25 protein-coding genes and 1 riboswitch are annotated in these 24,932 nt (G+C 53.7%); of the genes, 20 read left to right on the forward strand and 5 right to left on the reverse strand.

Annotation, left to right across the window (positions count from 1 at the left end; all coding sequences use genetic code 11):
- Positions 1 to 64: 64 nt before the first annotated feature.
- Both FLZ89_RS12215 and FLZ89_RS12220 read right to left on the reverse strand, forming a co-directional pair.
- Positions 65 to 937, reverse strand: coding sequence for a GGDEF domain-containing protein (locus tag FLZ89_RS12215; RefSeq protein ID WP_141264900.1), 873 nt, complete (start codon positions 935 to 937; stop codon positions 65 to 67).
- The gene (locus FLZ89_RS12220; protein ID WP_253256479.1) at positions 937 to 1,302 is read right to left on the reverse strand and encodes a hypothetical protein; all 366 of its coding nucleotides are present in this window, start codon (positions 1,300 to 1,302) and stop codon (positions 937 to 939) included. Before FLZ89_RS12220 ends, FLZ89_RS12215 begins: the two co-directional genes overlap by 1 nt.
- Before the next feature lie 359 nt (positions 1,303 to 1,661).
- Between FLZ89_RS12220 and FLZ89_RS12225 the strand changes: the two genes are divergently transcribed.
- The 17 genes from FLZ89_RS12225 to FLZ89_RS15750 all read left to right on the forward strand — a co-directional run bounded on the left by FLZ89_RS12225 (position 1,662) and on the right by FLZ89_RS15750 (position 19,420).
- Positions 1,662 to 2,069: a DUF5320 domain-containing protein gene (locus tag FLZ89_RS12225; RefSeq protein ID WP_141264898.1), complete on the forward strand. Its 408-nt coding sequence runs from the start codon at positions 1,662 to 1,664 to the stop codon at positions 2,067 to 2,069.
- 133 nt (positions 2,070 to 2,202) lie between these two features.
- Positions 2,203 to 2,586, forward strand: a complete 384-nt coding sequence (locus FLZ89_RS12230) for a NifB/NifX family molybdenum-iron cluster-binding protein (RefSeq protein WP_141264897.1) — start codon at positions 2,203 to 2,205, stop codon at positions 2,584 to 2,586.
- The gene (locus FLZ89_RS12235; RefSeq protein WP_141264896.1) at positions 2,580 to 2,933 is read left to right on the forward strand and encodes a NifB/NifX family molybdenum-iron cluster-binding protein; all 354 of its coding nucleotides are present in this window, start codon (positions 2,580 to 2,582) and stop codon (positions 2,931 to 2,933) included. Before FLZ89_RS12230 ends, FLZ89_RS12235 begins: the two co-directional genes overlap by 7 nt.
- 20 nt (positions 2,934 to 2,953) lie before the next feature.
- Positions 2,954 to 3,124, forward strand: a complete 171-nt coding sequence (locus FLZ89_RS12240; RefSeq protein WP_141264895.1) for a 4Fe-4S binding protein — start codon at positions 2,954 to 2,956, stop codon at positions 3,122 to 3,124.
- Between the two features lie 15 nt (positions 3,125 to 3,139).
- Positions 3,140 to 4,006 carry an ATP-binding protein gene (locus FLZ89_RS12245; protein WP_141264894.1) on the forward strand — a complete coding sequence of 289 codons (867 nt, stop codon included), beginning with the start codon at positions 3,140 to 3,142 and terminating at the stop codon, positions 4,004 to 4,006.
- The gene (locus FLZ89_RS12250) at positions 3,984 to 4,880 is read left to right on the forward strand and encodes an ATP-binding protein (RefSeq protein WP_141264893.1); all 897 of its coding nucleotides are present in this window, start codon (positions 3,984 to 3,986) and stop codon (positions 4,878 to 4,880) included. Before FLZ89_RS12245 ends, FLZ89_RS12250 begins: the two co-directional genes overlap by 23 nt.
- A gap of 119 nt (positions 4,881 to 4,999) precedes the next feature.
- Positions 5,000 to 5,166, forward strand: a riboswitch (cobalamin riboswitch).
- Positions 5,167 to 5,545: 379 nt separating this feature from the next.
- Positions 5,546 to 9,304 (forward strand): S-layer homology domain-containing protein, encoded by a 3,759-nt coding sequence (locus FLZ89_RS12255; RefSeq protein WP_172613902.1) that lies wholly within the window; start codon positions 5,546 to 5,548, stop codon positions 9,302 to 9,304.
- 135 nt (positions 9,305 to 9,439) lie between these two features.
- Positions 9,440 to 10,201: a DUF4430 domain-containing protein gene (locus FLZ89_RS12260; RefSeq protein WP_141264892.1), complete on the forward strand. Its 762-nt coding sequence runs from the start codon at positions 9,440 to 9,442 to the stop codon at positions 10,199 to 10,201.
- Between the two features lie 49 nt (positions 10,202 to 10,250).
- The gene (locus FLZ89_RS12265) at positions 10,251 to 11,597 is read left to right on the forward strand and encodes a stalk domain-containing protein (protein ID WP_253256480.1); all 1,347 of its coding nucleotides are present in this window, start codon (positions 10,251 to 10,253) and stop codon (positions 11,595 to 11,597) included.
- A gap of 117 nt (positions 11,598 to 11,714) precedes the next feature.
- Complete coding sequence (locus FLZ89_RS12270) at positions 11,715 to 12,644, forward strand: energy-coupling factor transporter transmembrane component T (protein WP_141264890.1); 930 nt, start codon at positions 11,715 to 11,717, stop codon at positions 12,642 to 12,644.
- Positions 12,617 to 14,287, forward strand: coding sequence for an ABC transporter ATP-binding protein (locus FLZ89_RS12275; protein WP_141264889.1), 1,671 nt, complete (start codon positions 12,617 to 12,619; stop codon positions 14,285 to 14,287). Before FLZ89_RS12270 ends, FLZ89_RS12275 begins: the two co-directional genes overlap by 28 nt.
- 167 nt (positions 14,288 to 14,454) lie before the next feature.
- On the forward strand, positions 14,455 to 15,156 hold the full coding sequence (locus tag FLZ89_RS12280) for an ECF transporter S component (protein WP_172613725.1): 702 nt from the start codon (positions 14,455 to 14,457) through the stop codon (positions 15,154 to 15,156).
- Positions 15,157 to 15,282: 126 nt separating this feature from the next.
- Positions 15,283 to 16,434, forward strand: a complete 1,152-nt coding sequence (locus FLZ89_RS12285; RefSeq protein ID WP_141264887.1) for an aminotransferase class V-fold PLP-dependent enzyme — start codon at positions 15,283 to 15,285, stop codon at positions 16,432 to 16,434.
- Positions 16,427 to 16,738, forward strand: coding sequence for a DUF3343 domain-containing protein (locus FLZ89_RS12290; RefSeq protein WP_141264886.1), 312 nt, complete (start codon positions 16,427 to 16,429; stop codon positions 16,736 to 16,738). The genes FLZ89_RS12285 and FLZ89_RS12290 overlap by 8 nt, the downstream gene beginning before the upstream one ends.
- 238 nt (positions 16,739 to 16,976) lie before the next feature.
- Complete coding sequence (locus FLZ89_RS12295) at positions 16,977 to 17,213, forward strand: FeoA family protein (RefSeq protein WP_172613598.1); 237 nt, start codon at positions 16,977 to 16,979, stop codon at positions 17,211 to 17,213.
- Between the two features lie 18 nt (positions 17,214 to 17,231).
- Complete coding sequence (locus FLZ89_RS15745; RefSeq protein ID WP_172613599.1) at positions 17,232 to 18,020, forward strand: FeoB small GTPase domain-containing protein; 789 nt, start codon at positions 17,232 to 17,234, stop codon at positions 18,018 to 18,020.
- Complete coding sequence (locus tag FLZ89_RS15750) at positions 18,020 to 19,420, forward strand: nucleoside recognition domain-containing protein (protein WP_172613600.1); 1,401 nt, start codon at positions 18,020 to 18,022, stop codon at positions 19,418 to 19,420. Before FLZ89_RS15745 ends, FLZ89_RS15750 begins: the two co-directional genes overlap by 1 nt.
- A gap of 55 nt (positions 19,421 to 19,475) precedes the next feature.
- Here FLZ89_RS15750 and mntR read toward each other — a convergent pair whose 3' ends face one another.
- From mntR to FLZ89_RS12315, 3 genes are all read right to left on the reverse strand, one after another.
- Entirely contained in the window at positions 19,476 to 19,949 is a 474-nt protein-coding gene (mntR, locus tag FLZ89_RS12305; protein ID WP_141264884.1) for a transcriptional regulator MntR, read from the reverse strand.
- A 137-nt stretch (positions 19,950 to 20,086) separates the two neighbouring features.
- A complete protein-coding gene (locus FLZ89_RS12310; protein ID WP_141264883.1) occupies positions 20,087 to 20,329 on the reverse strand; it encodes an alpha/beta-type small acid-soluble spore protein in 243 nt (80 codons plus the stop codon).
- A gap of 64 nt (positions 20,330 to 20,393) precedes the next feature.
- Positions 20,394 to 21,485 carry a GerAB/ArcD/ProY family transporter gene (locus tag FLZ89_RS12315; RefSeq protein WP_141264882.1) on the reverse strand — a complete coding sequence of 364 codons (1,092 nt, stop codon included), beginning with the start codon at positions 21,483 to 21,485 and terminating at the stop codon, positions 20,394 to 20,396.
- 151 nt (positions 21,486 to 21,636) lie between these two features.
- Between FLZ89_RS12315 and FLZ89_RS12320 the strand changes: the two genes are divergently transcribed.
- Genes FLZ89_RS12320 through FLZ89_RS12330 form a run of 3 tightly spaced genes read left to right on the forward strand, consistent with a single transcriptional unit; the run spans position 21,637 to position 24,930 of the window.
- Entirely contained in the window at positions 21,637 to 23,304 is a 1,668-nt protein-coding gene (locus tag FLZ89_RS12320) for a spore germination protein (protein WP_141305066.1), read from the forward strand.
- Between the two features lie 59 nt (positions 23,305 to 23,363).
- The gene (locus FLZ89_RS12325; RefSeq protein ID WP_172613601.1) at positions 23,364 to 24,644 is read left to right on the forward strand and encodes a Ger(x)C family spore germination protein; all 1,281 of its coding nucleotides are present in this window, start codon (positions 23,364 to 23,366) and stop codon (positions 24,642 to 24,644) included.
- Positions 24,645 to 24,696: 52 nt separating this feature from the next.
- Positions 24,697 to 24,930: a hypothetical protein gene (locus tag FLZ89_RS12330; protein ID WP_141264880.1), complete on the forward strand. Its 234-nt coding sequence runs from the start codon at positions 24,697 to 24,699 to the stop codon at positions 24,928 to 24,930.
- Positions 24,931 to 24,932: the final 2 nt, after the last annotated feature.

Below are 24,932 nucleotides of genomic sequence, written 5' to 3' on the forward strand. Positions count from 1 at the left end.
GTCTTACGGCGCTAAAGACAACCGTGCAGGGAGCAAACCTGTCGCCAGGTCACGGCCAATATACCTACATACCTACAGTTTTATTAAACTCAATTGCCTTCACAGCTACTACCGGTTTTTTCAGTTTTTTGGCTCTGGTTGAAGCCAGGCTGGCCGTATTGACCAGGTATTTGACTATGTAACTACTGTCTTCACCAGAATTGTGTAGTTCTGAACAGCGGCCTCCGGCTACGCCGGCAGAAATGGCGACCTTTATTTTCCCGGGCCAGTTTTCATTAGCATGGGCCAGGACCATTTGCCGGGCAAGTTTTTCGGCTTCGGGCAGGGGCCGGTTAGTTACGGCTGCAAATTCGTCGCCCGCATAGCGACATAGAGTTTCCTTATTGCTGTCGATTAAGCTATTTAAGATTAGAGCAGTCTGGCGCAGGACATTGTCGCCGTAGATGTGGCCGTACTCTTTATTAATAAAGCCAAAGTTATCTAAATCCAGGAAGATTACCGTAATCTCCTGGCCTTTTTTTAATAACTCCAGGGCTTTTTCGTAAAAGATTTCGGCTTTATTTAACCCGGTAAGGCCATCGGTATATTTACCCAATTCTGACATAATTTGAGTGTGAGTAACGACACCAATAATATCACTTTCTCTGGTAACTACCAGATGCTCAATTTTATGTTTGGCCATTAATTTTTGCGCTTCAGTGAGGCAAGCCGTTGGCGGTATAGTAATCACTTTGCGAGTCATAGCATCGGCAACCAGCCGGTTGGGGTGAGATCTTTTTATATCCCTTGAAGTAATGATGCCTACCAGTTTTCCTTCTTCAACTACCGGTAGACTACCTATACCATAACGCTCCATGATTAGTGCCGCCCGGCCGACACTGGCCACAGGGTCGATGGTATAAAGCTTCTCGCTTATCAGGCCTTCTACCGTGGGCACTACAAATCCACCGTCCTGCTGATCTGAATAGTAATATTTACCTGTGCCTTAATTACCATATTCTCGCTGGCGATGCGGTTTCCTTCGTCGATTACAACTGGCAAAAGTTTTTCTTTGGGTAGGAGCCTTAAAAGAGATTTTTTAACTACTACAGCTTCAAAAACTTCGTGATTGAGGCGAACAATCTCATATTGTTCCGGCGAGACTGCATCAACCATCCGCCTGACGGCTTCGGGACCAATAGGGGCTCTTTTACCAACGAGTAAAATGTCCTGCATGGGAGGGATCTCAAATTCCGATAATTTTATGCTGATGTCGGCTTTGCGTTGTGGTTCCGGTGAGCGGGACGTTTCCTGGAGCGTCAAAATATCTCCCTTCCTTCCCCAAGACATATATTTATATTATACCCTTTATTACTAAATTTGCCCATGGGGTTAATAACAATATTAGTCAAGTTTAGCATTCATTTTACTGAAATACTGTAAGGTTTTCGCCTGTAGTGGAATGGAAAAGATGACGCCGCATAACATCGCCCATGTTTACGGCGTACCGGTGGTGATGGCAAAAATGAGAAACATCCCGGTAATCATACCGCTGGGTTAACTGTAATCATCGCACCCTGGAGATGGCCTCCGGGTTTTTTATTTATGGCATATTATTATTGACAAATGGCCATAATAGACTTATACTAATAATGAACATAAGACCGAAAGGGGGTGTAAAAATGCCACGTGGTGACAGGACCGGTCCGTGGGGTCTCGGGCCACGCACCGGCCGCGGAGCCGGCTTTTGTAACGGTTTCCCCGTACCGGGCTTTATGAATCCTGCTTTCGGCTTTGGACGGGGCCTGGGTTTTGGGCTGGGTCGCGGCCGGGGCTTAGGCCTGGGCCTGGGCCGCAGGTGGGCCTGGGGTTTTTCCCCGCCGTCTTATGGCTGGTTTCCCGGTGGCTGGTGGGGCGCACCCTTTCCCGGTGCCTTACCGCCCCAGGGCGCGGCGCCTGATGTGGAATTTTTAAAGCAGCAGGCGGCCGTGCTTGAAGGCCAGCTCAAAGCGGTCAAAGAACAGCTGAAGGCTTTACAGCAGGAAGAGCGGCAAGATAAGGCCCGCGATCCGGAAAATGAGGACCTGTAGGTAAACCCAAAATGCGGGGCCGGGTCATAAATTTACATCCCGGCTCTTTTTGTTTAATATTTTATTGACATAAGGTCAAAATAACTATATAATGCTATTGGACAAATGACCATTATAGAAGGGGGCGAAATTAATGAAAGTGGCTATTACGGCCCAGGGTAAAGATGCGGCGGCAGCGGTGGACCCCCGTTTCGGTCGCTGCCAGTATTTTGTTATTGCCGATACAGCAAGGAATACCTTTGAGGCCGTAGCCAACGATAACATGGCCGCCGGCGGCGGGGCGGGAGTGGCTACAGCCCAGGCCATGGTCAACCGGGGTGTGGAGGTTGTCCTTACCGGAAATGTTGGGCCCAATGCCCTGCGGGTTTTGCAGGGTGCCGGAGTTAAGGTTTACTCAACTACAGCACCGACGGTCCAGGCGGCGTTGCAGCAGTGGCAGGCCGGAGAGGCCACGCTATTTTCCCAGGCTAACGTAGGGTCTCATTTTGGTATGGGTCGGGGAGGTAACAGATGGTGAAGATCGCCGTAGCAACCGAGGGAAAAATGGTAGCCGAGCATTTTGGCCATTGTTCCCAGTACAGCCTGTTTACCGTTGAAGACGGGAAAGTAATAAGTAAAGAAGTTATTGCCAATCCCGGGCATCAGCCTGGCTTCTTACCGGGTTATCTGGCAAATTTAGGTGTTCACTGCGTTATTGTCGGCGGCATCGGCGCCCGCGCCGTGGAATTGTTCGGTGAGCGGGGCATTGAAGTAATAAGCGGTGCTTCCGGCCCCGTAGAGGCGGCAGTGAATGCTTACCTGAGCGGTAATCTCAAGAGTACCGGCAGTACCTGCAGCCATGACCATGATGGCTGCAATCATTAAAATAAACGGAGGAGAGTAACATGGCAGCCAGGGTTGATGAAGATAAGTGCACCGGCTGTGGCAGCTGCGTCGAGGTTTGTCCGGTAGAAGCCATTACCGTTGAAGAAGTAGCGACTATTAATGCCGACGAGTGCCTGGAGTGCGGCGCCTGCGTTGATGAGTGCCCGAATAATGCTCTCAGTCTTGATTAAAGTGTGGTGAAGGGAATGCTTGTCACTGTGGCCAGCGGCAAAGGGGGCACGGGGAAAACGACCATTGTTACCAACCTGGCCCTGGCCCTGGCCAGGAAAATACCGGTGCAGGTACTCGACTGCGATGTAGAAGAGCCCAATGCCCATCTCTTCCTGCATCCGGTATTCCAGGAAGAAGAGGAAGTGACCCTGCCGGTCCCGGAAGTGGACAATACCAAATGTAACGGCTGCGGCAAGTGCAGCGAAGTTTGCGCTTTTCACGCCCTGGCCGTCGCCGGGGGTAAGGTTATTACTTTTCCGGAAATGTGCCACGGCTGCGGCGGCTGCGCCATTGTGTGTCCCCAGGGTGCAATTACAGAGAAACCTTATCGTATCGGGGCGGTAGCCAGGGGCCAGGCCGGCAAGATTGATTTTGTCCACGGCAAGATTGATGTGGGCGTGCCCCTGGCACCCCCGGTGATCAGAGCGGTCAAAAGGCTCGCCCACAAAGAAGGGCTCACCCTTATAGACGCCCCGCCGGGTACTTCCTGCCCGGTAGTAGCTGCCTTGAAGGGCAGCGATTTTTGCCTGCTGGTTACGGAGCCCACTCCTTTCGGCCTTAATGATCTCAAGCTCGCAGTCGGCATGGTGCGAGAACTGGGTATTCCTTTTGCGGTGGTTATCAATCGTTCCACCCTGGGTGACCTGCGGGTGGAGCGTTATTGCCGCCAGGAAAAGATTCCGGTCCTTCTGAAAATCCCCTTTGACAAAAGATATGCTGCCACCTATGCCAGAGGGAGATGCCTGGTGGAAGATTATCCCGACTGGGTACCGCCTTTTGTCGGCCTCTGGCAGGAGATAGAGAGGCTGGTGTCACAACATGCAAGAGCTGCTGGTAATTAGCGGTAAGGGCGGTACCGGTAAAACTTCTATCGTTGCTGCCCTGGCAGCCCTGGCGGAGGATAAAGTCCTGGCCGACTGTGACGTTGACGCTGCCGACCTGCACCTGCTCCTGCGGCCGGAGGTGGAGAGCGTCAATGAATTTTACGGCTCCAACAAAGCGGTTACTGATGCCGGGCGTTGCACCGGGTGCGGCCGCTGTATCGAAGTTTGCCGGTTTGGCGCTATCACGAAGGCAGATAACGGGTCAAGGGGCTCCGTTTTTCAGGTGGATTCTCTATCATGTGAAGGCTGCGGGGTCTGCACCTTGACGTGCCCGGCAGGGGCCATTACCATGAAACCCAACCTAGCCGGGTACTGGTATATTTCAGAAACACCTCACGGCCCTCTTGTACATGCCCAGCTAGGCCTGGCCGAGGACAATTCCGGCAAGCTGGTGACGAAGGTACGCCAGGAAGCGCGGCGGCTGGCGGAGGAAAATAAGGCCCGGCTGATCATTACCGACGGCCCGCCCGGCATCGGCTGCCCGGTCATATCCTCCCTGAGCGGGGTAACCCTGGCCCTGGTGGTGACGGAACCGACGGTAGCCGGCTGGCACGACCTGGAACGGGTGGTGAAGCTGGCCGGCCACTTTAAAGTACCGGTGGCCGTTTGTATTAACAAATATGACCTGGCCCCTGAGAAAAGCCGGGAGATTGAAGCTTATTGTTATGAGCAGGGCCTTACCATAGCCGGTAAAATACCTTTTGATGCCGACGTGGCCAGGGCCTTGGTAAATGCCGTGCCGCTTACGGCCTGTTCCCACGGGGCGGCAGCAAATGCCGTCAAAGCCATGTGGGATAGCTTGATGGTACAATTGGCAAGGATAGGAAAGTAGTAAGAGGACTTTATGGGGCAAATAAATATGGGGCAAATAAAAAAGTTCTTGCCGGGAGGATTCTGGTAGTATCTGTAGAATGGTTATATAAAGAAAAATGAATAACGGTGCAGGCATCAAGGGAAGCCGGTGCAAATCCGGCGCGGTCGCGCCACTGTAAGGGGGAGTGACCCCGCATCAGGCCACTGGACCGCTACTCAGTACGTTTTTGTAACGGGTTAACTTCTTTAGGCTGAGTGCGGGCTGGGAAGGCGTGGGGGAACGGTGAACCCGAGCCAGGAGACCTGGTGCTTGCCGAAGTAGCTGGTGCTCCCTACGCAGGATGGGGAAACGGCATAACCCCTGATTTCTTTGGAGCAGGGGTTTTAATTTTATCAGGGTAGGCGCCTGGCCCCGAGGGGCCGGCTTAAATGCTGCCAGCCGGCCCGGCAAGGAGCTTCCAACAAGGGACAACAACTGGATGTTCACGATGCGCCGGGAACGGTAGATGGACGGCCTATTCTAACCCACCCGGGGAGTATTGCAGGGAGGTGTTAGCATGAGGCCGTCTTTTTCATTTTTGCAAGCAGACAGGTGCTGGGTCTGGAGCACGTCGTAAAGGTGTGACACCCGTTAAGACCCTTTTGATTCTCTGGCTAAATTTTATGAAAGGCAAGGTGGCAGGAATGTCCTATAAGAGGTTCAACAGGCGTTTTATATCCCTGGCAACAACGGTTTGCCTTCTTTTCAGCTTTCTTGTACCTTTTGTTGTCCCGGACAAGGCTATGGCCGCGGATCAGGCCGTTGCCTATACTGCCCAAGAACTGGCCGCCAAAGCCATAAAATTTATTAACGACCGCTACCAGGCCGGGGAGAAGATTGACGGCTACACGGCCTACATACTTACCCTGGCGGGAGAAAATCTAGAAGATAAAGTAAAATGGACCAAGAATGAGGAAACGTTAAAAAGCAGCATCGAAAAACTGGCCGACTTACTTGGCAATAATAATAGTTTAATTACTTACATTATGGCGACCCAGAATGCCGACGGTAGCTTTGGCCCTTTGGCCAATGATTATGGCACCAAGGCACCGCTGCAGGCCCTGGCGCTGGTAAAACCTGATTTGCCGGTTAATGATCCTGTTTATAACCAGGTCCAGGACAGCATTAGCAAGGCAGTTTCTTATTTTAAAAATCGTTACCAGAATGGCAGTTTAACTTATGAGGTCAACGGTTGGAACTTTGATTATCGCTGCGTAGAAGCTCTGGTCAACGCCGGTGAAGACCTTTCTGGAGGCGGGTGGGTCTATAATGGTAAATCTTTGAAAAATGTCGTTATTGCCTCTGCCGAGGCTGCTGCCAGCAATCCCTCCGTACTGGATGCCGTCTATCTGGCGAAAGAATTAACCGCCCTTTATGCCGTAGATCCGACTTCAAGTTACATTAATATGCTAGCCGACGCCATTATTGCTAAACAAAAGACTACTAATGGAACGATTTATTTTGGCAACAGCATTTATGACGATGTTACAGTTTTAACCGCCCTTGGCAAAGCAGGCAGGCTTAGTGTCATTGACCAGGTGTATGCCTTGAACTACCTTAATGGGTTTAAACATGAACATAAAAACGCCTGGGGGCAGCCAGCCGGAGCGGCATGGAGCGGTTATACCGCGGAGGAACCGGATTTAACGGCCCAGGTGCTTACGGCCCTCAGCTACTTTGACGGGGCGAAGGTAGAAGGTAGCGACGTTTATAAAACCATCCAGGAGGGCCTGGCTTACCTTAAAGATATCCAGGACGTAGACACTGGCGCTATCCCGGCCCAGTGGGATAGTACCTTTTCTACGGCCGAAACCCTGATTGCCTTAAAATCTTTAGGTAAAACGTATAATGATTATGCCGGCAGCAGTTCTCCATGGGTGAAAAGATCAAGAACGAAAACTATAGCCCAATGCTTGTTGGCCTTAAATAGATGGGGTGATACAGTACGGGTAAATAAGCTGGCAAATCTTTTAAAGGAACGGCATTCTCCTAACGGTTTTGACAACAGCGTTTACAGCGACATGTGGGCCTATATTGCTCTGGGGGAAGCGGGCCAGATAACCTTAATCAATGATGTTTATGCCCACGATTACATCCTGGGCAAGCAAAGCGTGGCCGAGGCCACTTATGGCGCCTGGGGAGAGGCGGTGGGTAACACTTTTTACCCCGACTTTATGTCTACCGCCCAGGCGATCCGGGCCTTGACTTATCTGCCAGGTTATCAACAAAATGACCCGCAAATCCAGAGCGCCATCGATAAGGGCCTGGCCTATTTAAAGAAGTGGCTGCAGCCTGACGGCAGCGTGTATTATCGCACCGAGTCTTGGGCCGAAGATCCGGTAGTAGATACCACCGAAGTGATTATTACCCTGAAAAGGCTGGGACATGATCTTTTGAGCTGGCGAAGCCCTACGGGGTTATCGCCGGTATCCTACATGATGCTCAAAGCCTTGAACGATGATGGTAGCTTTGGTGCATATAGAAATGTTTTGGACGCCAGCGAGGCCCTTTATACTTATCTTATCCTGGCTGGAACAATCGACCCCAGAACTTCCCTGGGCCTTCTTGTTCAACCTGCTGCTGCCAGCCTCAATCTCAACGGCAAGCAGCAGTTTAAGGCCGTACTGGCTTATTTTGACGGCACGAGGAGCGACGTGACCAACGAGGCCGTCTGGTCGGTGGGCGATACCAGCATCGCTAGTGTTTCTGACAGCGACTACGGCCTGGTCACTGCCCTCAATACCGGCCAGACGGTGGTAAAGGCTATTTATAACGGCCTGACGGCGACGGCCATTCTCAATATTACCTTACCCACCTCATCCACTCCGGATCGTGATTACTGCATCGTCGACATTGCCGTAGTAGGCATGAACGGCGAGCTCCTTTATGGGCCCGGCTCGGTCATGGTGAGCAAAAACGGCAGGTGGGGCCTGACGGCCCTGGGAGCCCTGGACGCCACCGGTCTTTCCTACGTCGACGATAACGGCTTTGTTAAAAGCATCGCCGGCCAGGCCAACAGTGGTATGAACGGGTGGATGTACAAAGTCAACGGCAGCGTACCCATAGTGGGCGCTTCCCAGAAAGCGATCCAGGAGGGCGACCAGATCATCTGGTGGTACAGTACGGACTGGAGCTCTTCGGGACCAGTGTGGGAAAGTCTGGTAAAAAGCAGCACATCTGCCTCGACGGCTATGTCTGTACCGGCCGATCTAAAGGAGCAAAATAAAAAACTCCCAGTAGCCCTACAGGCCCCCCAAGTTGCCGTGGATGCATTAGCGAAAATTAACCAGTTGCTGGAATTAACAGAGGGTACCTTCCAGATCGCTCCTTTAAGCGAAGTTAAAAAAGCCGTGGTAGTCACTGGCGGCGAAAAAGCCATGAGCCGTGCTGAAATTGCCGCCCTGAGAAAAGAACTGGCCCAAAACCAAATTGATCTGGCCCAGAAGGTCACCGCTTCAGCGGGAGCAATCATAACTGATGCTAAAGAAGAAATAGCCCTGTCCATACCAGCCGAGGCATTACAAAACGATTTAGAGATTACCATTAAGAAGAATACTGTTGTTGCGAGCGCTGGAAATAACGGGGGTAATGCCGCCCAGGCTCCTCCGCCGGCAGGCTACCAGCAAATATCGGCAATTTACAATTTTGGACCCGACGGAACTACCTTCAACATACCGGTGACCTTAAACTTAAAAATTGCCTTGCCGCCCCTGGCCAAACCGGAAAACCTGGCCCTGGCCTGGTACGATAAGACAAAAGGCCAGTGGGTAGCTATACCGGCCGTGGTCGACATGTCTAAAGGCTTAATCTTGGCCCGGATAAACCACTTCTCCGACTATGCCGTGTTTGCAAAGGAAGCCAGGAAATCTTTTGAGGATGTAACTAATAATTCGTTTGCCTGGGCGAAGGATACCATTGAAACCCTGGCCGGGGCTGGCATTGTGGCTGGGGTGGACAGCAGCCGCTTCGAGCCGGGCCGGGCGGTGACCAGAGCGGAATTTGCCAGCCTCCTGGTCAAGGCCCTGGGCCTGGAGGTGAAAGAAGGGACGAAGAACCCCTTTAAGGACGTAAAAGGTGACGCCTGGTACGCCGGGGCAGTAACTGCCGCCGCCGGCAACGGCCTGGTCAAGGGCTATGAGGACGGCACCTTCCGCCCGGAAAAGACCATTACCCGCGAAGAAGTGGCGGTTATGCTGGTACGGGCCATGAACTTGCCTGAGGGCGAGGAGAAACTATCCTTTAAAGATAACGACAAAGTCTCTGCCTGGGCCAGAAAGAGCGTGGGTGCAGCTGCCGCCCACGGGCTGGTTAAAGGCTTTGAAGATGGGACTTTCCGGCCCGGAGAGGCGGCCAGCCGGGCAGAATGTGCAGTGATGGTCTACAGGATGCTAGTAGCAGAGTAGATAGAAAAGAATGATTAAAACGGTGGGGAGCGCCGGCGAGTCCAGCGGTGCTCCTCATCATTGCTAGAGATCTTACGGGCCCAGACAAGGTGGCCTTAACGGGACTGATAATACAGGCATAGCGAGGAATCGTAAATGCAAAAAAAATTTATTTACCTGGTAGCGGCCCTGATCGTCTTACTGGCCTTAATAGGGCCGGCAATCTCCAATTTCTATACCGGGCCACGCGGGGCTGATAATGTCCGGACACCACCCACCGGGGCTCCCTTACCAGCGGAGAATGCTGTTGCCGGCAGCGTTCCGGAAAGTGCCGGCAATCAAAAAGCGCCTGAGACCCTCAAGCCGCCGGAAAAAACGGCGGGGGAGAAGTCAGGTGACAGCGCTATAACCGGCGGGGGGAAAGCCTCGGGACCTGCCGGTACTCCCCAGGCGACACAGCTGGCGCAGAGTGCTGGCAGCCAGAGTGATGCCGGCAGCAGCGCCCCTCTACCAGCAGCTAAGAAAGACGGCAACAGCAGTTATAACCAGGATTCTCCTGCCGCCTCCGGGTGTCGGGTGGATATTGCCGTAGTTGGCATGAAAGGGCAACTCCTTTATGGTCCTGCTACGGTGACGGTTGCTAAAAACAACAAATGGGGGTTGACGGCCCTCGGGGCCCTGGATGCCAGCGGCCTGAAATACAGCATGAGCCCTGTATACGGCAATTTTGTCCTGGGTATAGCCGGGCAAGACAATAAAGGTATGGCCGGCTGGATGTATAAGGTTAACGAGGAGATCCCCATGGTGGCGGCCAGCGAGAAAGGGATTCGGTCAGGTGATAAGATTATCTGGTGGTATAGCGAAACCCTGAACAGTACCGGGCCCACCTGGGAAGAGTTGAAGGCGGCTTCACCTTGATTTATCAGGAAAGGGGTACACAGGCATGTTAAAACAGAGGATTTCAGATTTGGCACTGGCTTTTTTAATTTTATTCTTACTTATCGCTGGCGCCGCCACGCCAGCCTGGGCCCTTGCCGGGTTGGATAGCGCCGGAAAATCATTAAATAACGCTGCCGCTTATTTGTTAACAAGAGAGAAGGCCAGAGGTATTTTGTCTCCCTGGAGCTATATTGCCCTGGCGGCGTCAGGAAGGGATTTAAAAGGTACGCTGGCCGGCCAGGCCTGTGAAAAAATGCTGGCTGCTGCTACCGCATCCGGGGAAATGAATGATTATGCCACCCTGGTCCTGGCCGTTCTGGCTGCTGGAGGGAACCCCTATAATTACCAGGGCCAGAACCTTATAAAAAAGATCCAGGATGCCCAGCTCGCCAGTGGTAAGTTTGCTGACAATATAGCTCATGGCGGTGAACAGCTAGTTAATGCCCATATCTGGGCGGTATTGGCCCTGCATGCTGCCGGCGCTGATATTCCCGATAAGAGCAAGGCCCTAAGCTGGCTGGTGGCCAGGCAGCACGCCGACGGTTCCTTTTACTGGGACGCTACAGATAAAGAAACGTCCGATGTGGATTCTACCGGTATGGCGTTAATGGCCCTGGGGGCTTTAGGTGAAAAAAAAGATAGTCCGGTTGTCCAAAAGGCAGTGGCTTACCTGGCTAAGGCCCAAAAAGAAAATGGCGGTTTTGAGTCCTGGGGGGCGGAAAATCCAGAAAGCTCCTGCATGGTCATTGAAGGGCTGACTGCAGTTGGCATTGATCCACTTCAAGGCAATTTTAACAAAGCAGGAGGAAATATTTTAACTGCCCTCCTTCGCTTCCAGTTGCCTGACGGTTCCTTTGAACACATCACTGGGGCGGGAAGTAATGAAATGGCTACCAGTCAGGCCTTAATGGCCCTGGCCAGCCTCTATTTTGGTCAGCCGTTTTATGCTCGATTAGCCACGCCGCCTGCTGCTAACCGGTATAAAGCACGTTTTATTGTTGGCGACAGGAGCTATACAGTTGTGGCCGAGGGGAAAGAAGATGTAAAGGCGATGGATGCAGCCCCTTTCATTGACAACGATCGGACGTATGTACCCGTGCGTTACCTGGCTTATGCCCTGGACGTGCCTGGTGATGGTGTTAGCTGGGATGAGAAATCTTCTGCTGTTAAACTGAGCAAGGATGGCGTTACAGTAACCCTTGTTATTGGCGAAGAGACCGGCTACATCAATGGCCAGCCCAGGAGCATCGGCGTCGCTCCCCTGCTGCGAGAAGGTCGTACCTATCTCCCGGCCCGGTTTGTAGCGGAAGCCTTTGGCTACCAGGTAGACTGGGATGCAATTTCCCAAACGGTGAGCATAAAAAATTCAAACTAAACCACCTTTATGGCAACAGCCGATGCCGGCAATCGTCAGCTCCGCAAGGAACATCCAACGGGCGAAAAATAGTATTTCAGTTTCCGCAGGAGCACATTTTGGAGGGCTTCACTGAAGATGTTCAATCAATTTTTTTACCAGGACAAAGGTCTCTTTTTACAGAGCCTGCATCCGGCGGCAGCCCTGACTTACTTGGGCATTTTATTTGTGCTGGCCCTGGTGTTCACCAACCCCCTTTACCTGCTGGGGTTATTACTGGTCGTTGTCCTGGCCATTAGCGCTGCCCGGGGTCTTGCGGTCTGGGAAATTTATTTGCGGCTCAGCCTGGGCTTGCTGTTGCCGGTGATTATTGTCAACGCCCTGTTGACCCATGCCGGGAAGACGATAATCTGGTGGGGACCGCGCCTGCCGGTTTTCGGCCGCTTAACCGTCTCGTTGGAAGCCATTTGTTACGGAGCGGCTATGAGCGTGCGGCTTTTAGCCATCATCAGCATCTTTTGCCTCTATAATCTTATAGTTCACCCGGATAAAGTTTTAAGTTTGCTGGCACGCTTTGCCTCCAGATCGGCTCTGGTGCTGTCCCTGGCTACCAGATTGTTTCCGACCATGGTCAGGCAAATGGCAAACATCCAGGAAGTGCAAATGATAAGGGGCGTTGATTTTCATACTGGAACGTTAAAAGAAAGGCTGCACAGATATGCTGCTCTGATGAATATCCTGCTCCTCTCTTCCCTAGAAGATTCCCTGGAAATAGCCGAGGCTATGCAGGCGCGGGCCTTTGGCAGCGGCCGGCGCTCCTGTTACCGGCGGGATACCTGGCGGCCGCGGGACAGCCTTTGCCTTGGAGGGGCCCTCTTGGCTTTAGCAACGGCCGTTTATGGTCAGGCCAAAGGATTCAGCACCTTCATTTTTTACCCGCAGTTGGACTACTTGATTAAAGGCCCTATGACCATAATTATTTTAATCATTATCATTCTTTCTTTATCCGTTCCGATGGTATTGAGCTGGGGGTGGCAGCGTTGCCCTTATTTCAATGTGAAAATTTGACCTATTATTACCCGGATAGGGAAAAACCGGCCTTAAAAGGCATTGATTTAAGTATCGAGGAAGGGGAGTTTTTGCTTATAACCGGCGGTTCGGGATCGGGCAAGTCTTCTTTAGCGCGGGCGCTGGCCGGACTGATCCCGGACTTTTACGGCGGCAGGTTTGGGGGCAAGGTTTATTTTCAAGGGCGGGACATGGGCCAGATGGACCGGCGAAAACTGGCCCGGGAAGTAGGGATAGTCTTCCAGGATCCGGAAAAGCAGCTGGTTATGACCAGTGTCGAGGCCGAGATCGCTTTCGGCCTGGAAAACCTGGGCTTGCCCCAGGCAGAAATGTCCCGGCGGGTAGCCGAAGTCCTGAGCTTTCTGGATCTGGCAGAGGTAAGACAGGAATTTACCGCGCACCTTTCCGGCGGGCAGAAGCAAAAGCTGGCTCTGGCTGCCGTCCTGGCCATGCAGCCAAGAGCGCTGGTTTTAGACGAGCCTACCTCCCAGCTGGATCCAGTAGCGGCCGAGGAATTTTTTAATCTCATTAAACGGTTAAATGAGGAGATGGGCCTGACCATAATTTTAATCGAGCAGCGGCTGGAAAGGTGTTTCCACCTTGCTGATCGGGTAGTGCTCATGGAAGACGGCCAGGTCAAATATGAGGGTACACCGGAACAACTGGCCCGCTGGGCGGTAGCAAGGGAAATTCCTTTTATTCCTCCCGTGGCTCGTTTTTTTGCCCGGCTAGGTTTCCCCTCTGTTCCCGTTACCGTCAAGGAAGGACGCCGGTTACTGCGGTCCAACTTTAACTACCGGAAGTTTCCTCCTTTAAGGCCGGTAGTAAATGAAAATCCGGGAGAACCGGTTTTGACCATGAGCAGGGTATGGTTTACCTATCCCAACGGTAAAGAAGCCCTGCAGGACATCAGTTTGCAAATTGCCGGCGGTGAGCTGGTGGCTATCCTGGGTAATAACGGCGCCGGTAAATCCACCCTCCTGAAGACCATGGCCGGCTTGTTAAAACCGGGACGGGGCCGGGTGCTGGTAATGGGCCGCGACCTGAGTAACGAGTGCCGGCCCGGGGACGGCAGGATTGCCTACCTTTCCCAGAATCCCAATGATTATCTCTTCCAGGATACCGTGGAAGAGGAATTACTATTCACCTTAAAAAATTTCGGTCTAACCGATGACGGTGTGGTTGACGAACTCCTGAAGAAGCTCGGCTTACAGCGCTACCGGCGGGTAAACCCCCGCGATTTAAGCAGCGGCGAGCGCCAGCGGGTAGCCCTGGCCTCGATACTGGTGACCCGGCCCCGGCTTCTGGTACTGGACGAACCTACCCGGGGGATGGATTATCGTTTGAAAGACGAGCTGGGAGGAATGTTGACGGGCTTAAGCAGGGAGGGAGTAAGTGTGGTATTGGTGACCCACGATGTAGAATTTGCCGCCGCCTACGCCACGCGGGTGCTGCTGCTGTTTGCCGGCCGGATCGTAGCCGATGGATCTAAACACCAGGTCCTGGGCCAGTCGGTTTTTTATTCCACCCAGATTGGTAAAATGTGCCGCGGCTATGTTGACGGTGTCCTGACCCTGCAAGATGCCCTGGACAGGCTGGAACCCGTATGGCCTGCCAGGCAGGCAGTTCCAGAAGTAAGGTGAGGGATCCGGAGGGACCGCCGCCCGGCCCGTACCGGCGGGCCGGTTAGCGAGTACGGCTTTCCCATTGCATGGGATGTTCTTTGCGATTTTTTCCAGGCTGCCTGTGCCGCCTTATACGACCCGGCTGGCGTTTTGGGAGGTTATTACCTGTGGCTTTCTGGCGTAGAATGCTGTTGCCCCTTGCCCTGGTGTTTATCCTGGGCTTGTTGCTGGCCAGTATCAAGATAAACGCCCTTCTTTTGGGCCAGGGGTGGGGTTTGCTGGCTTCGGTAATAATTATTATGGCTCTGGTTTTGCTGTACTGGGGGTTTGAACAGGGACGGGTTTCTTCCCGGGAGGTAGCCGTAATCGCCATGCTGGGTACTATTGCCGCCGTTGGCCGGGTTCCTTTTGCTGCTTTGCCCAATATCCAGCCGGCCACCTTTATGGTAATCATTTCTGGCTTTGTCTTCGGACCGCGGGCCGGGTTTATGGTCGGTTCCACAGCGGCTCTGGTATCCAACTTTTTCCTGGGCCAGGGCCCGTGGACGCCCTGGCAGATGTTTGCCTGGGGGCTGGCCGGCACCTCGGCAGGGGTGATGGGGATTATCTTCCCCCGGGCGGGCAAAAAGGTTATGACGGTATTTAGCTTTCTGTGGGGATACCTTTTTGGCTGGATAATGAACCTGTGGACCTGGACGGGCTTTATTCATCCCCTGACCTGGCAATCCTTGGTGGCCACTTATGCTGCCAGTTTCTGGCTTGATACCTTTCATGCCGCAGGCAACGCTACCTTTTATCTGCTTTTTGGCTCCAGCTTCGTGAAAATACTGCAGCGCTATCGCCGCAAGCTGGAAGTAACTTTCTTACCGGGGAGGAAAGACTTATAACAAAAAGTTATACCACGTATACAGGGTATCGCGGTTAAAAAAAGAATATTATATGACAGCAGGAGAGTCCTGCCGGAAAATAACCCGGCTCTTCCAGCCGGGATAGGGAGCGTCAGGGATTAGCGCATGATTTACCTGAATAATGCCGCCACCTCCTGGCCCAAACCGGAAGTCGTCTACCAGACGGCTGATGCCAGGTTACGACAGTTGAGCGGCAGCGTTAACCGCGGGGGCAATAAAGGGGCCCTGGACGCCGGCCGGGTAGTGCTGGAAACGCGAGAATTGCTGGCAGCTCTTTTCGGCATCCGGGAGCCGGAACAGATAGTCTTCACGGTCAATGCTACCGCAGCCCTGAACCTGGCCCTCCAAGGACTGCTGGAATCCGGGGACCATGTCATTATCAGCAGCATGGAACATAATGCCGTGGTTCGGCCCTTATACGCCCTGAAAAACAAGGGAGTGGAATTTACCATCGTTAACTGTGCCGCCGACGGCACCCTGGACCCCCTGGCGGTGGAAAAAGCAATCCAGTCGCGTACCAGGCTGATCTGCCTCACCCATGCTTCCAATGTTACTGGCACCATTATGCCTATTCATGAAGTGGGAGAGATCGCCCGCCGCCACCACCTCCAGTACCTGGTAGATACGGCCCAGACGGCCGGGGAAATTTCCGTAGATGTAGAAACGGCCGGGATTACCCTGCTGGCCTTTACCGGCCATAAGGGATTAATGGGTCCTCCCGGTACCGGCGGTCTTTATATCCGCTACCCGGATACTATCAGGCCGCTCATCTATGGTGGTACGGGAAGCAGCTCGGAGTTGTTTACCCAGCCAGAAATAATGCCCGACAAATTTGAAAGCGGCACTATCAATGCCCCGGCCATTGCCGCCCTGGGGGCGGGGGTAAGATTTATCCAGGAAACCGGGTTAGAGAAGATCCGCCGGCATACCCGGGAGCTGACAGGCCAGCTTTTAGAGGGCTTGCAGCAAATCCCGGAAGTGACTGTCTACGGCCCTGCGGAGCCGGAAAGGCGGGTACCGGTGATATCAATCAATATCCGGGGTATCTCGGCAGGGGAGGCCAGCGCCTGGCTGGCGGATCATTATGAAATTGCAACTCGTTCAGGTCTCCACTGCGCCCCCCTGGCCCACCAGACCACCGGTACCCTAGCGACAGGTACCTTGCGGCTGAGCCCGGGGTACTTTAATACCTCGGCCGAAATCGAGACCACCCTGGCTGCCGTGCGGGAACTGGTAGGGGTGCTGCGGGATGCCTGACGAGCTGGTATTGCTGACCTTTCCTTCCACCCATTATGCCCTAAAGGCGGAAAAGACCGTCCAGGGTGCCGGACTTCAAGGGCGGCTCATACCAATGCCCCGGGAGCTGAGTTCCTTGTGCGGCCTGGCTCTGGAGCTGGAGCCGGAAATAAGCGTGCACGCTTTAGCCCTTCTTGAGGCAGCAGGCGTCAGGCTGGAAAAAAAGGTAAAGGTGCTCAAAGACCGCGGTCGCATCCGGGTAATAGAGGCAATTGAGAAATATGAAGCAGGCGATTTGCGGGAAAGAGAGGAAAGCGGGTCCTGAGTTGAACTCAGGACCTTTTAAATTTATACCATGAATTTATACCACCATGGTGTAGCTACACTTTTTCTAAGCCAAAATTTTACTTTCCCGGTTTAAAAGGCAGGGGTAACACTGGCCCGGCGGGCGGCATAGCCTGATATCAGAAAGTTGCCGGCCGGCAAGGGATTGCGTGGCAAGCAAAAATGTGGGTTAAGGAAGCCGGGCGATCAGTTATCAGGCTATGAAGAGGGGAGTGCCAATGAGTACGATCACTAGCCTCAGCAACCTCAGGCCGGGCAGTTCCGGCGAAGTAGTTTCCTTACAGGCCCGGGGCCTGGCCCGGCGCCGCCTCCTGGATCTCGGGCTGGTACCGGGCACAAGGGTGGTGGCCTTACGCCGCAGTCCCAGTGGTGACCCTACGGCCTTTTTTATCCGCGGGGCGACCATTGCCCTGCGGCGGGAAGAAGGCCGGGAGGTCCTGGTGCAGCAAGTGTAAGGCAGGAGGGTGGCCGGAATGGGGCTAACAAACCAGGCAACAGGCTTTCGTACTTTACGGGAAAACTTTCTCCCGGCCAGCACCGGCGGCTACCTGGTAGCCCTGGCCGGGAATCCCAATGCCGGCAAAAGCACGGTTTTCAATGCCCTGACCGGCTTAAAACAGCACACCGGCAACTGGCCCGGTAAGACTGTTTTGCAGGCCCGGGGCAAATTTACCCACCAGGGCCATACCTTTACCCTGGTAGACCTCCCGGGTACGTACTCCTTACTGGCCAATTCCGTCGAGGAACAGGTGGCCCGGGATTTTATCTGCTTCGGCAGGCCCGATGTCACGGTGGTAGTCGTCGATGCCACCTGCCTGGAACGCAACCTCAACCTGGTCCTCCAGGTAACAGAAACGACAAACGCCGTGGTGGTTTGCTTGAATCTAATGGATGAAGCACGGCGAAAAAGGATAGCTATTGATGTCCCCCTCCTGGCCAGGGAATTAGGAGTGCCGGTGGTACCAACGGCGGCAAGAAGGGGGGAGGGGCTGGCTCATTTAAAAGATACGATTGCTGCTGTGGCAACAGGCGCCCTCTGCCCGGGCCCCGCACCCATAATTTATGACGCCGATATTGAAGCGGCCGCCGGCCGGCTGGCAAAGCAATTGCAGCCGCTTTTAAGGGGCCGGCTTAATGCCCGGTGGGTGGCCCTGCGCCTGCTGGAAGGCGACGCAACTCTGTTACAGGGAATACAACAGTTTTTAGGCGTCGACTTATCTGAGCCCGGGATAAAGTTACAGGTAAAAGAGGTGCTGGTATAATGGCTGGTCAGAAAACCGACCCGGTACTTGTTGAGGCCCGGCGCCTGGCCGGTGACCTGGAGGATTCTTACCGCGACCGGATTGTGGCGGCCCTTTACGCCCGGGCGGAAGCCATTGCTTCCCGGGCCGTCAAGGAGGCACCTGCGCCGCGGCGGGAACTTGACTGGCGGCTGGATGCCATTTTAACCTCCAGGCTCTGGGGATATCCCATCATGCTAGCTTTACTGGCCGTTGTCTTCTGGCTGACCCTTAAGGGGGCCAATTACCCCTCCGCGCTGCTGGCCAGCTTACTATTTGCTTTTCAAGATATACTTACCAGCTTATTTCACCGGCTGGATGCCCCTGCCTGGTTACATGGCATCGTGGTCCTGGGCATGTACCGCACCCTGGCCTGGGTAGTTGCCGTCATGCTGCCGCCCATGGCCATCTTTTTCCCCCTGTTTACCCTCCTGGAGGACCTGGGTTACCTGCCGCGCATTGCTTTCAACCTGGACAATTTCTTTAAAAAGGCCGGCGCTCATGGCAAGCAGGCTTTAACCATGTGCATGGGCTTCGGCTGCAATGCCGCCGGCGTCGTGGGCTGCCGCATCATCGATTCCCCCCGGGAACGGCTACTGGCCATCCTGACCAACAATTTTTCCCCCTGTAACGGCCGTTTTCCCACGCTAATTACCCTGGCCGGCATCTTTATGGGCGGTTTGCTCACCACGGCGGCCGGGGTAGCGGCAGCAACTCTCACCGTGGTCGGGATTATCTTGCTGGGTATTGTACTGATGTTTTTTACTTCCTGGTTGCTCTCCCGGACCCTCCTGAAAGGTGTACCCTCATCCTTTACCCTGGAATTGCCCCCCTACCGGCCGCCCCAGGTGTTACGGGTAATCATCCGCTCCGTCCTGGACCGGACCCTCTATGTGCTGGTCAGGGCTGTCCTGGTGGCCGCCCCGGCCGGAGCCTTTACCTGGGTCCTGGCCAATGTCCACCTGGGCGCTTTCAGTATTATCGACCACATGGCCGGCTGGCTGCAGCCCTTAGGCAAGGTGGTTGGCCTGGATGGCTACATCCTGCTGGCCTTCATCCTGGGCCTGCCGGCTAATGAGATCGTCATCCCCATCCTGTTGATGAGTTACCTCTCGACAGGTATGCTCACAGAGGTGAATAGCCTGGCCGCGCTGGGAGAAATCCTGGTGCGACACGGATGGACCTGGATTACCGCCCTTAATGTCATGCTGTTTTCCCTTATGCACTGGCCCTGTGGGACCACCCTGCTGACCATTTATAAAGAAACGAAAAGCCTGAAATGGCCCCTCCTGGCGGCTGTAATCCCGACGGCCCTGGGCCTGGCTGCCTGCTTCCTGGTAAAGCTGCTGGCAGGCCTGCTGGATATTGTCGCGGCAGGATGACCTCCTGCCGGCACCATGAAGAGTACCTCCAGGAAAAGCGGGATGAAAGTAGGACTTAGTCGCTGCTGTGGCGGAACAGCCAGGCCCTGAGGTCCTCCAGTTTTTCTCCTTCCGGATACTTGTTGAGCCGACTCATGGCATGGACCTCTTCCAGGCATTCGGGATGGGTGCGAAAGTACTGGACCAGGTTGCGAAACAGGCACATGGTAGGCGGCGTGATGTAATGCTCGATGCCTTCTACCTGTTCTTCCACCCCTACCCGGGCGTTGAGGAGGGTTAAAAACTCTTTGAGCACGGCATCGCGCCAGACGAGAAAATACCCCAGCCGTTTCCCTTTATCGGTGAGGGCAATATGCCGGTACTTTGCGTACTGGATAAAACCCTCTTCATGGAGCTTCTGAATCATCCTGGTAACGGATGAGGGCTGGACGTTCAGGGCTTCAGCCAGGTCGACTGCCCGGACATAACCTTTTTCCTGGATTAGCCTGTAGATCATCTCCAGGTAATCTTCCATACTTTCCGTCAACATGGCTCTCCCTCCCGGAAGTTTCTTGCCTGCTAAACTTTATGCCGGGAGACACAGTTTTTTGCCCGGACTAAAAGGCCATGGTACAGCTTAGCTGACCGCGGCTACAAAACCAAAAAAATAAGCCGGTTTATGACCGGCTACAGCTCATCCTGCAGGTTTAAACGGGCTTTACGCTCGCCTTCTTCCGCCAGGGCCTTTTCCCCCGCCTTCACCAGTTTGCGCACCATATTGCCGCCGATTTTACCGGCTTCCCCGGTGGTCAACTCATCCCCCGGGTTGGCCAGGTCATCATCCAGACCCAATTCTTTGGCCGTTTCCCACTTCAATTTGTCGAGCTGTCTTTCCGTCCGCAGCCGGTCATTATCCTTTTTGTGGCTCATTTTAATCACCCCCGCAATATTGTGCCGTTACAAGCAGGGAATTATGTACTTGCTGGCAGTAGTCTTACCCTTTAATATTGCGTATTTTAGCTACCAGGAGCAGCGAGGCCGGGTAGATCAGGTAAGCAGGAAGGAAATAAAACGGGAAGGCGCGACCGGCAAAGATTAACATTTGGGAAAAATTTTCATAGAGGCTCATGGTTAAAAAGGTTAGCAGAAGGCCTGCCGGCAACACCAGAGGGCGGTAATCTTGCAGGCCTAAAAGCTGGGCCGTGCCCAGGGTAAAGGTATAGTAGACAACAGTCAGTTTTAATAAAATGGTAAAGCTCCAGACGAAAATGATGACCGGTTCCAGGCGTTGCAGAAAGTCGCCAATATTAATCATCTGGATGGCTATAAGGCTGGGGAAATTAATGCGCGCCGTTTCGGAAGCGCCCAGGACGATGATGTTACGTACCAGTACCAGCGTGGTGAGCAATGACGCTATGATTACGGCCCGGGCGAAGGGAGCAAAGCTTTTTTTGGGTTCGGTTAAAAAAGGTAAAAGAACCAAAAAGAAAACGGTCTCGCCAAAGGGAAAGACAAAGGCCGGGTAGACCCCGCGCAGAACAGGTAGCGGCCCCCTTTCCATAACCGGGAGGAGGGCTTCCCAGTGAGCCAGTCCCGGGACAGCTTCAGCCAGGGCAGTAAGAACTAAGATGGCAACAATTACAAGAGGAAGTAAGAGTTCACCCATCCGGGCCGGGACTTCTATCCCCAGCCGAACGGCGTAGGCGGCCAGGCCGGCAAAAACCCCGGCAACGATTTCCATTGGCGTTTGGGGCAAAACGATCAGCTTGTATAAATCAACAACGTTACGCAAAACCAGGGCTGCCAGGTGCAGGGCGTACCAGAGAAAAATAATATTCAAGCAGGTTCCCAGCCATCGCCCCAAAACCCGGGAGGCATATTGCACCGGTGATTCTCGCGGGAAGCGCCGGCCGAGGGCAGTATAGCAATAGGCCGCACCCAGGCCCAGGGTTCCCGCTAGAAGATAAGATATCCAGGCGTCCTGTTTGGCCGGCCCGACAGGGACGATCAGGGTAGAGGTACCAATAAGGTACCCGGTAACCAGCAAAAAAAATTGCCAGAGAGATATCCTGCCTTTTTCACCCACGATTGCTTCCCCCTGGTGACCAGCCAGTATTTCATAACTAATATTTCCACTAAAAGGGAAAATATACAGCTGCTTTTGGTATATAAAGCCATACCGGGTTTCATACTAGTTCCATCCAGTTCCACAATTTTGGCTAGAGAAGGTGCTGGCTTTGCTCTGGATATGGCACCGTTTATGGCGCCAAGCCACCCCGGGCAAGCAAACTTCGAACGAACACGCCCTGCCGATAACTACCAGGCTTGATGCTAACATTAATTACCTTAAAAAAACCTTTGGCCAGAGTGAGGACCTGGTCATCAGGGAGATAGAACTGCCAGGTAAAAAACTGGCGCTGGTTTACCTGGAAACCCTGATCGACCGGGATGTTGTCCAGCGGGATATCCTGCGTTCCCTGTTAGCCTTGCAGGCAATACCGCTATCGGGGGACGAGGCCAAATTTAGCCGGTTGATCCGCGCCAGGTTAACCATCGGCGATCTTCAAGAAGAGCGGCTGTGGTCAAAGATAATCACCGGCTTGCTGGACGGTAAGGCAGTTTTAATGGTTGAAGGATATAGCCGGTGCCTGCTGCTCAGTATAGAAGGTTGGGAAAAAAGGCCGGTCGAAGAACCTGTCAATGAAGTTAGTATCCGTGGCCCCCGCGAGGGATTTGCTGAAAATTTAGCAACGAATATCTCTCTCATCAGGCGGCGGCTGCGTGCGCCCGAGCTTCGTTTTGAAGCTATGAACCTGGGCCGGCGCACCCACACCAAGGTGGTTATCTGTTACCTGGAAGGACTGGTATTAAAGGGAATTCTGGAAGAACTCCGCCGCCGGTTGCAGCGTATTGATATTGACGGTATCCTGGAAAGCGGCTATATTGAGGAACTCATTGAAGACGCTCCCCATTCTCCTTTTCCCCAGCTTAACCGCACGGAAAGGCCGGATAAACTGGTTGCCGATTTATTAGAAGGTAGGATAGCCGTCTTGACTGATGGTACACCCTTTGCCCTGATCCTCCCGGGCAGCCTGGTATCCCAGTTGCATGCTCCGGACGATTATTATGAGCGCTGGCCTTTAAGTATAGGGGTGCGCCTGTTCCGCTTTTTAGGAATATTTATCGCCCTGCTCCTACCGTCCCTTTATGTAGCTTTGACTACCTTCCACCAGGAAATGATTCCTACCCCCCTGGCAATTTCTATCGCTGCCCAGCGTGAACTGGTGCCGTACCCGGCCGTTGTTGAAGCTTTAATCATGCAGGTGCTCTTTGAAATTCTCATTGAAGCCGGCATAAGGTTACCCCGGGCCATCGGACCGGCGATTAGCATCGTAGGAGCCCTGGTAATCGGTGAAGCAGCCGTCCGGGCGGGGCTGATGTCGGCGGCAATGGTTATTGTTATTGCCGCTACAGCCATCGCTTCGTTCACCATACCTACATTTGGCCTGAGCCAGGCCGTGAGGATGCTTCGCCTGCCGATGATTCTTTTAGCCGGTTTTCTGGGCCTGCTTGGTATTTTTGCCGGCTTGCTGGTCATTTTAATCCACCTGGTGAGCCTGAGGAGTTTTGGTGAGCCTTATCTCAGCCCCCTGGCACCATTTATTTGGGAAGCGCAAAAAGACCTGGTGGTGAGGGTGCCCTGGTGGGCCATGCTCTGGCGGCCTGTACTCACCGGCTGGCGCGATTTGCGGCGTATTAAACCAGGCCTGCACCCTTTTATTACAGCTAGAGATAAAAATGCCCAGGATGAACTGGAAACGCAGTTGGGTGAAGGCAATGCGAAAAGCGTTACAGGCAGGAAAGGGAGAAGAAAAAAAACGGGGAAGCTGGCGAGGAAGAGATAAATTAACTGCCAGAGAGGCCTTATGGCGTTGATGGGCGAGATCGACCGGGAAGTGGTATATTGGTTTTTAAAGCCGGAAGCAAATATTTTTTATACGTAACCTTTGGCCTGGTAGCCCTTTTGACGGCCCTGTTCTTGAGCGGCTGCTGGGATCGCCGGGAGATAAATGAACTGGCCTTCCTGTCCAGCATGGCGGTAGACCTGGCAGGAGAGCAGCGTCTTTTAACCTATGAATTCGTCCGGCCGCTTACCACCGGTGGGGGCGAAAGGGGAGGAGGGGGAACTTTACCTCATCGCCAGGCTACCCTCCGCAGTGGCAGGGGAGAAACCCTTATAACCGCCTGCCGGCAAATTACCACCGGTCTTCCCCGCCGGGTTTATCTTGCCCATACTAACGCGGTACTGGTAGGAGAAGAAATGGCCCGCCAGGGCCTGAGAGAGTTACTCGATTTTATTGACCGGAACCCGGAATTACGCCGCACGACCTTGATTATGCTTACCCGGGGAGCGGCACGGGAGATATTAATAAAAGTGCAGGGGGACATGGAAACAACCTTGGGCAAGGAAATAAGCGGTCTCCGCAAGTGGGTGCAGAGCAGTGGCTACGGTTTTATTCCTAATGTTAACGACGTTTTTTTTGATTTATCCAATGGAGCGGGAACCACTGTCCTGCCGGTACTGGAGCTCAGTCCCCAGCCGTTCCCGCCCCTTATTGGTACTGTTGCGACATCAAGCGGCGGTGGTTCCCGGGGAACCGGGGGTACAGAGGGACGGGTAGAGGAACCGGAAACGGTAAGGACGGTGCGCCTCAACGGCGCCGGCCTTTTTTACCACGACAAACTGGTGGCGTGGCTGGATAAAGATCAGGCCCGCGGCTGGGCCTGGGTGCGCAATAAAGTACGGCGGGCCGTACTGGCGTTACGTTGCCAGGGAAATAATACCAAGGTTGCCGTAGATATAACTGAAGCCCACGCCGATGTCAGCGTCGACATGCAAGGGAGCCAGCTCCAGGGTAAGATCAAGCTCAGGGTGGAGGGCGAGCTTCTGGAACAGCAGTGCAACCTGGAATTTACCAGGGAAGAGGCCATTAAATCGCTAGAAAGCCGCATGGCAGCTCAGATTACGGCTGAAATCAGCAGTGCCCTCAATCAGGCCAAGATGGTGGGAACTGATGTTTTCGGCTTCGGCGGCGCCCTCCATCGCCAACAACCTGAACTGTGGCGCCAGTTACAGGGACGCTGGAACGAAGAATTTAAAAAGCTGCCTGTTACCATCAATGTCGAAGCTAAATTGAGACGTACTGGTATGACTGGTCGTCCCTGGCAGCCCGGGGCGCGCTAGTAGTTAAAGCAGCCGGCTCCCTTCTGAGACTTGCTATGTAAGGAGTGCCTTAATGGCAGGCTTGTTTATTTTAGTGGTTGTATATACCATTATTTTTCTCCTGGATGTCCCGCCCCTGGTCCGGCGCCGGGCCTGGCGGGAACTACTCGCTTTTGCCGTCCTCTCCCTCATGGGGCTGGCCCTGGGGGTTCCCTGGTCCCTGGGACATAAAATATTCTTTCCTTCGGAGGCAATCATCAAATTTTTTGAGCCGCTGGCCCGGTTGGTCATGGGCCCCCAGGAATAAGC

This window comes from Moorella sp. E306M (assembly GCF_006538385.1).
GTDB lineage: Bacteria > Bacillota > DSM-521 > Neomoorellales > Neomoorellaceae > Neomoorella.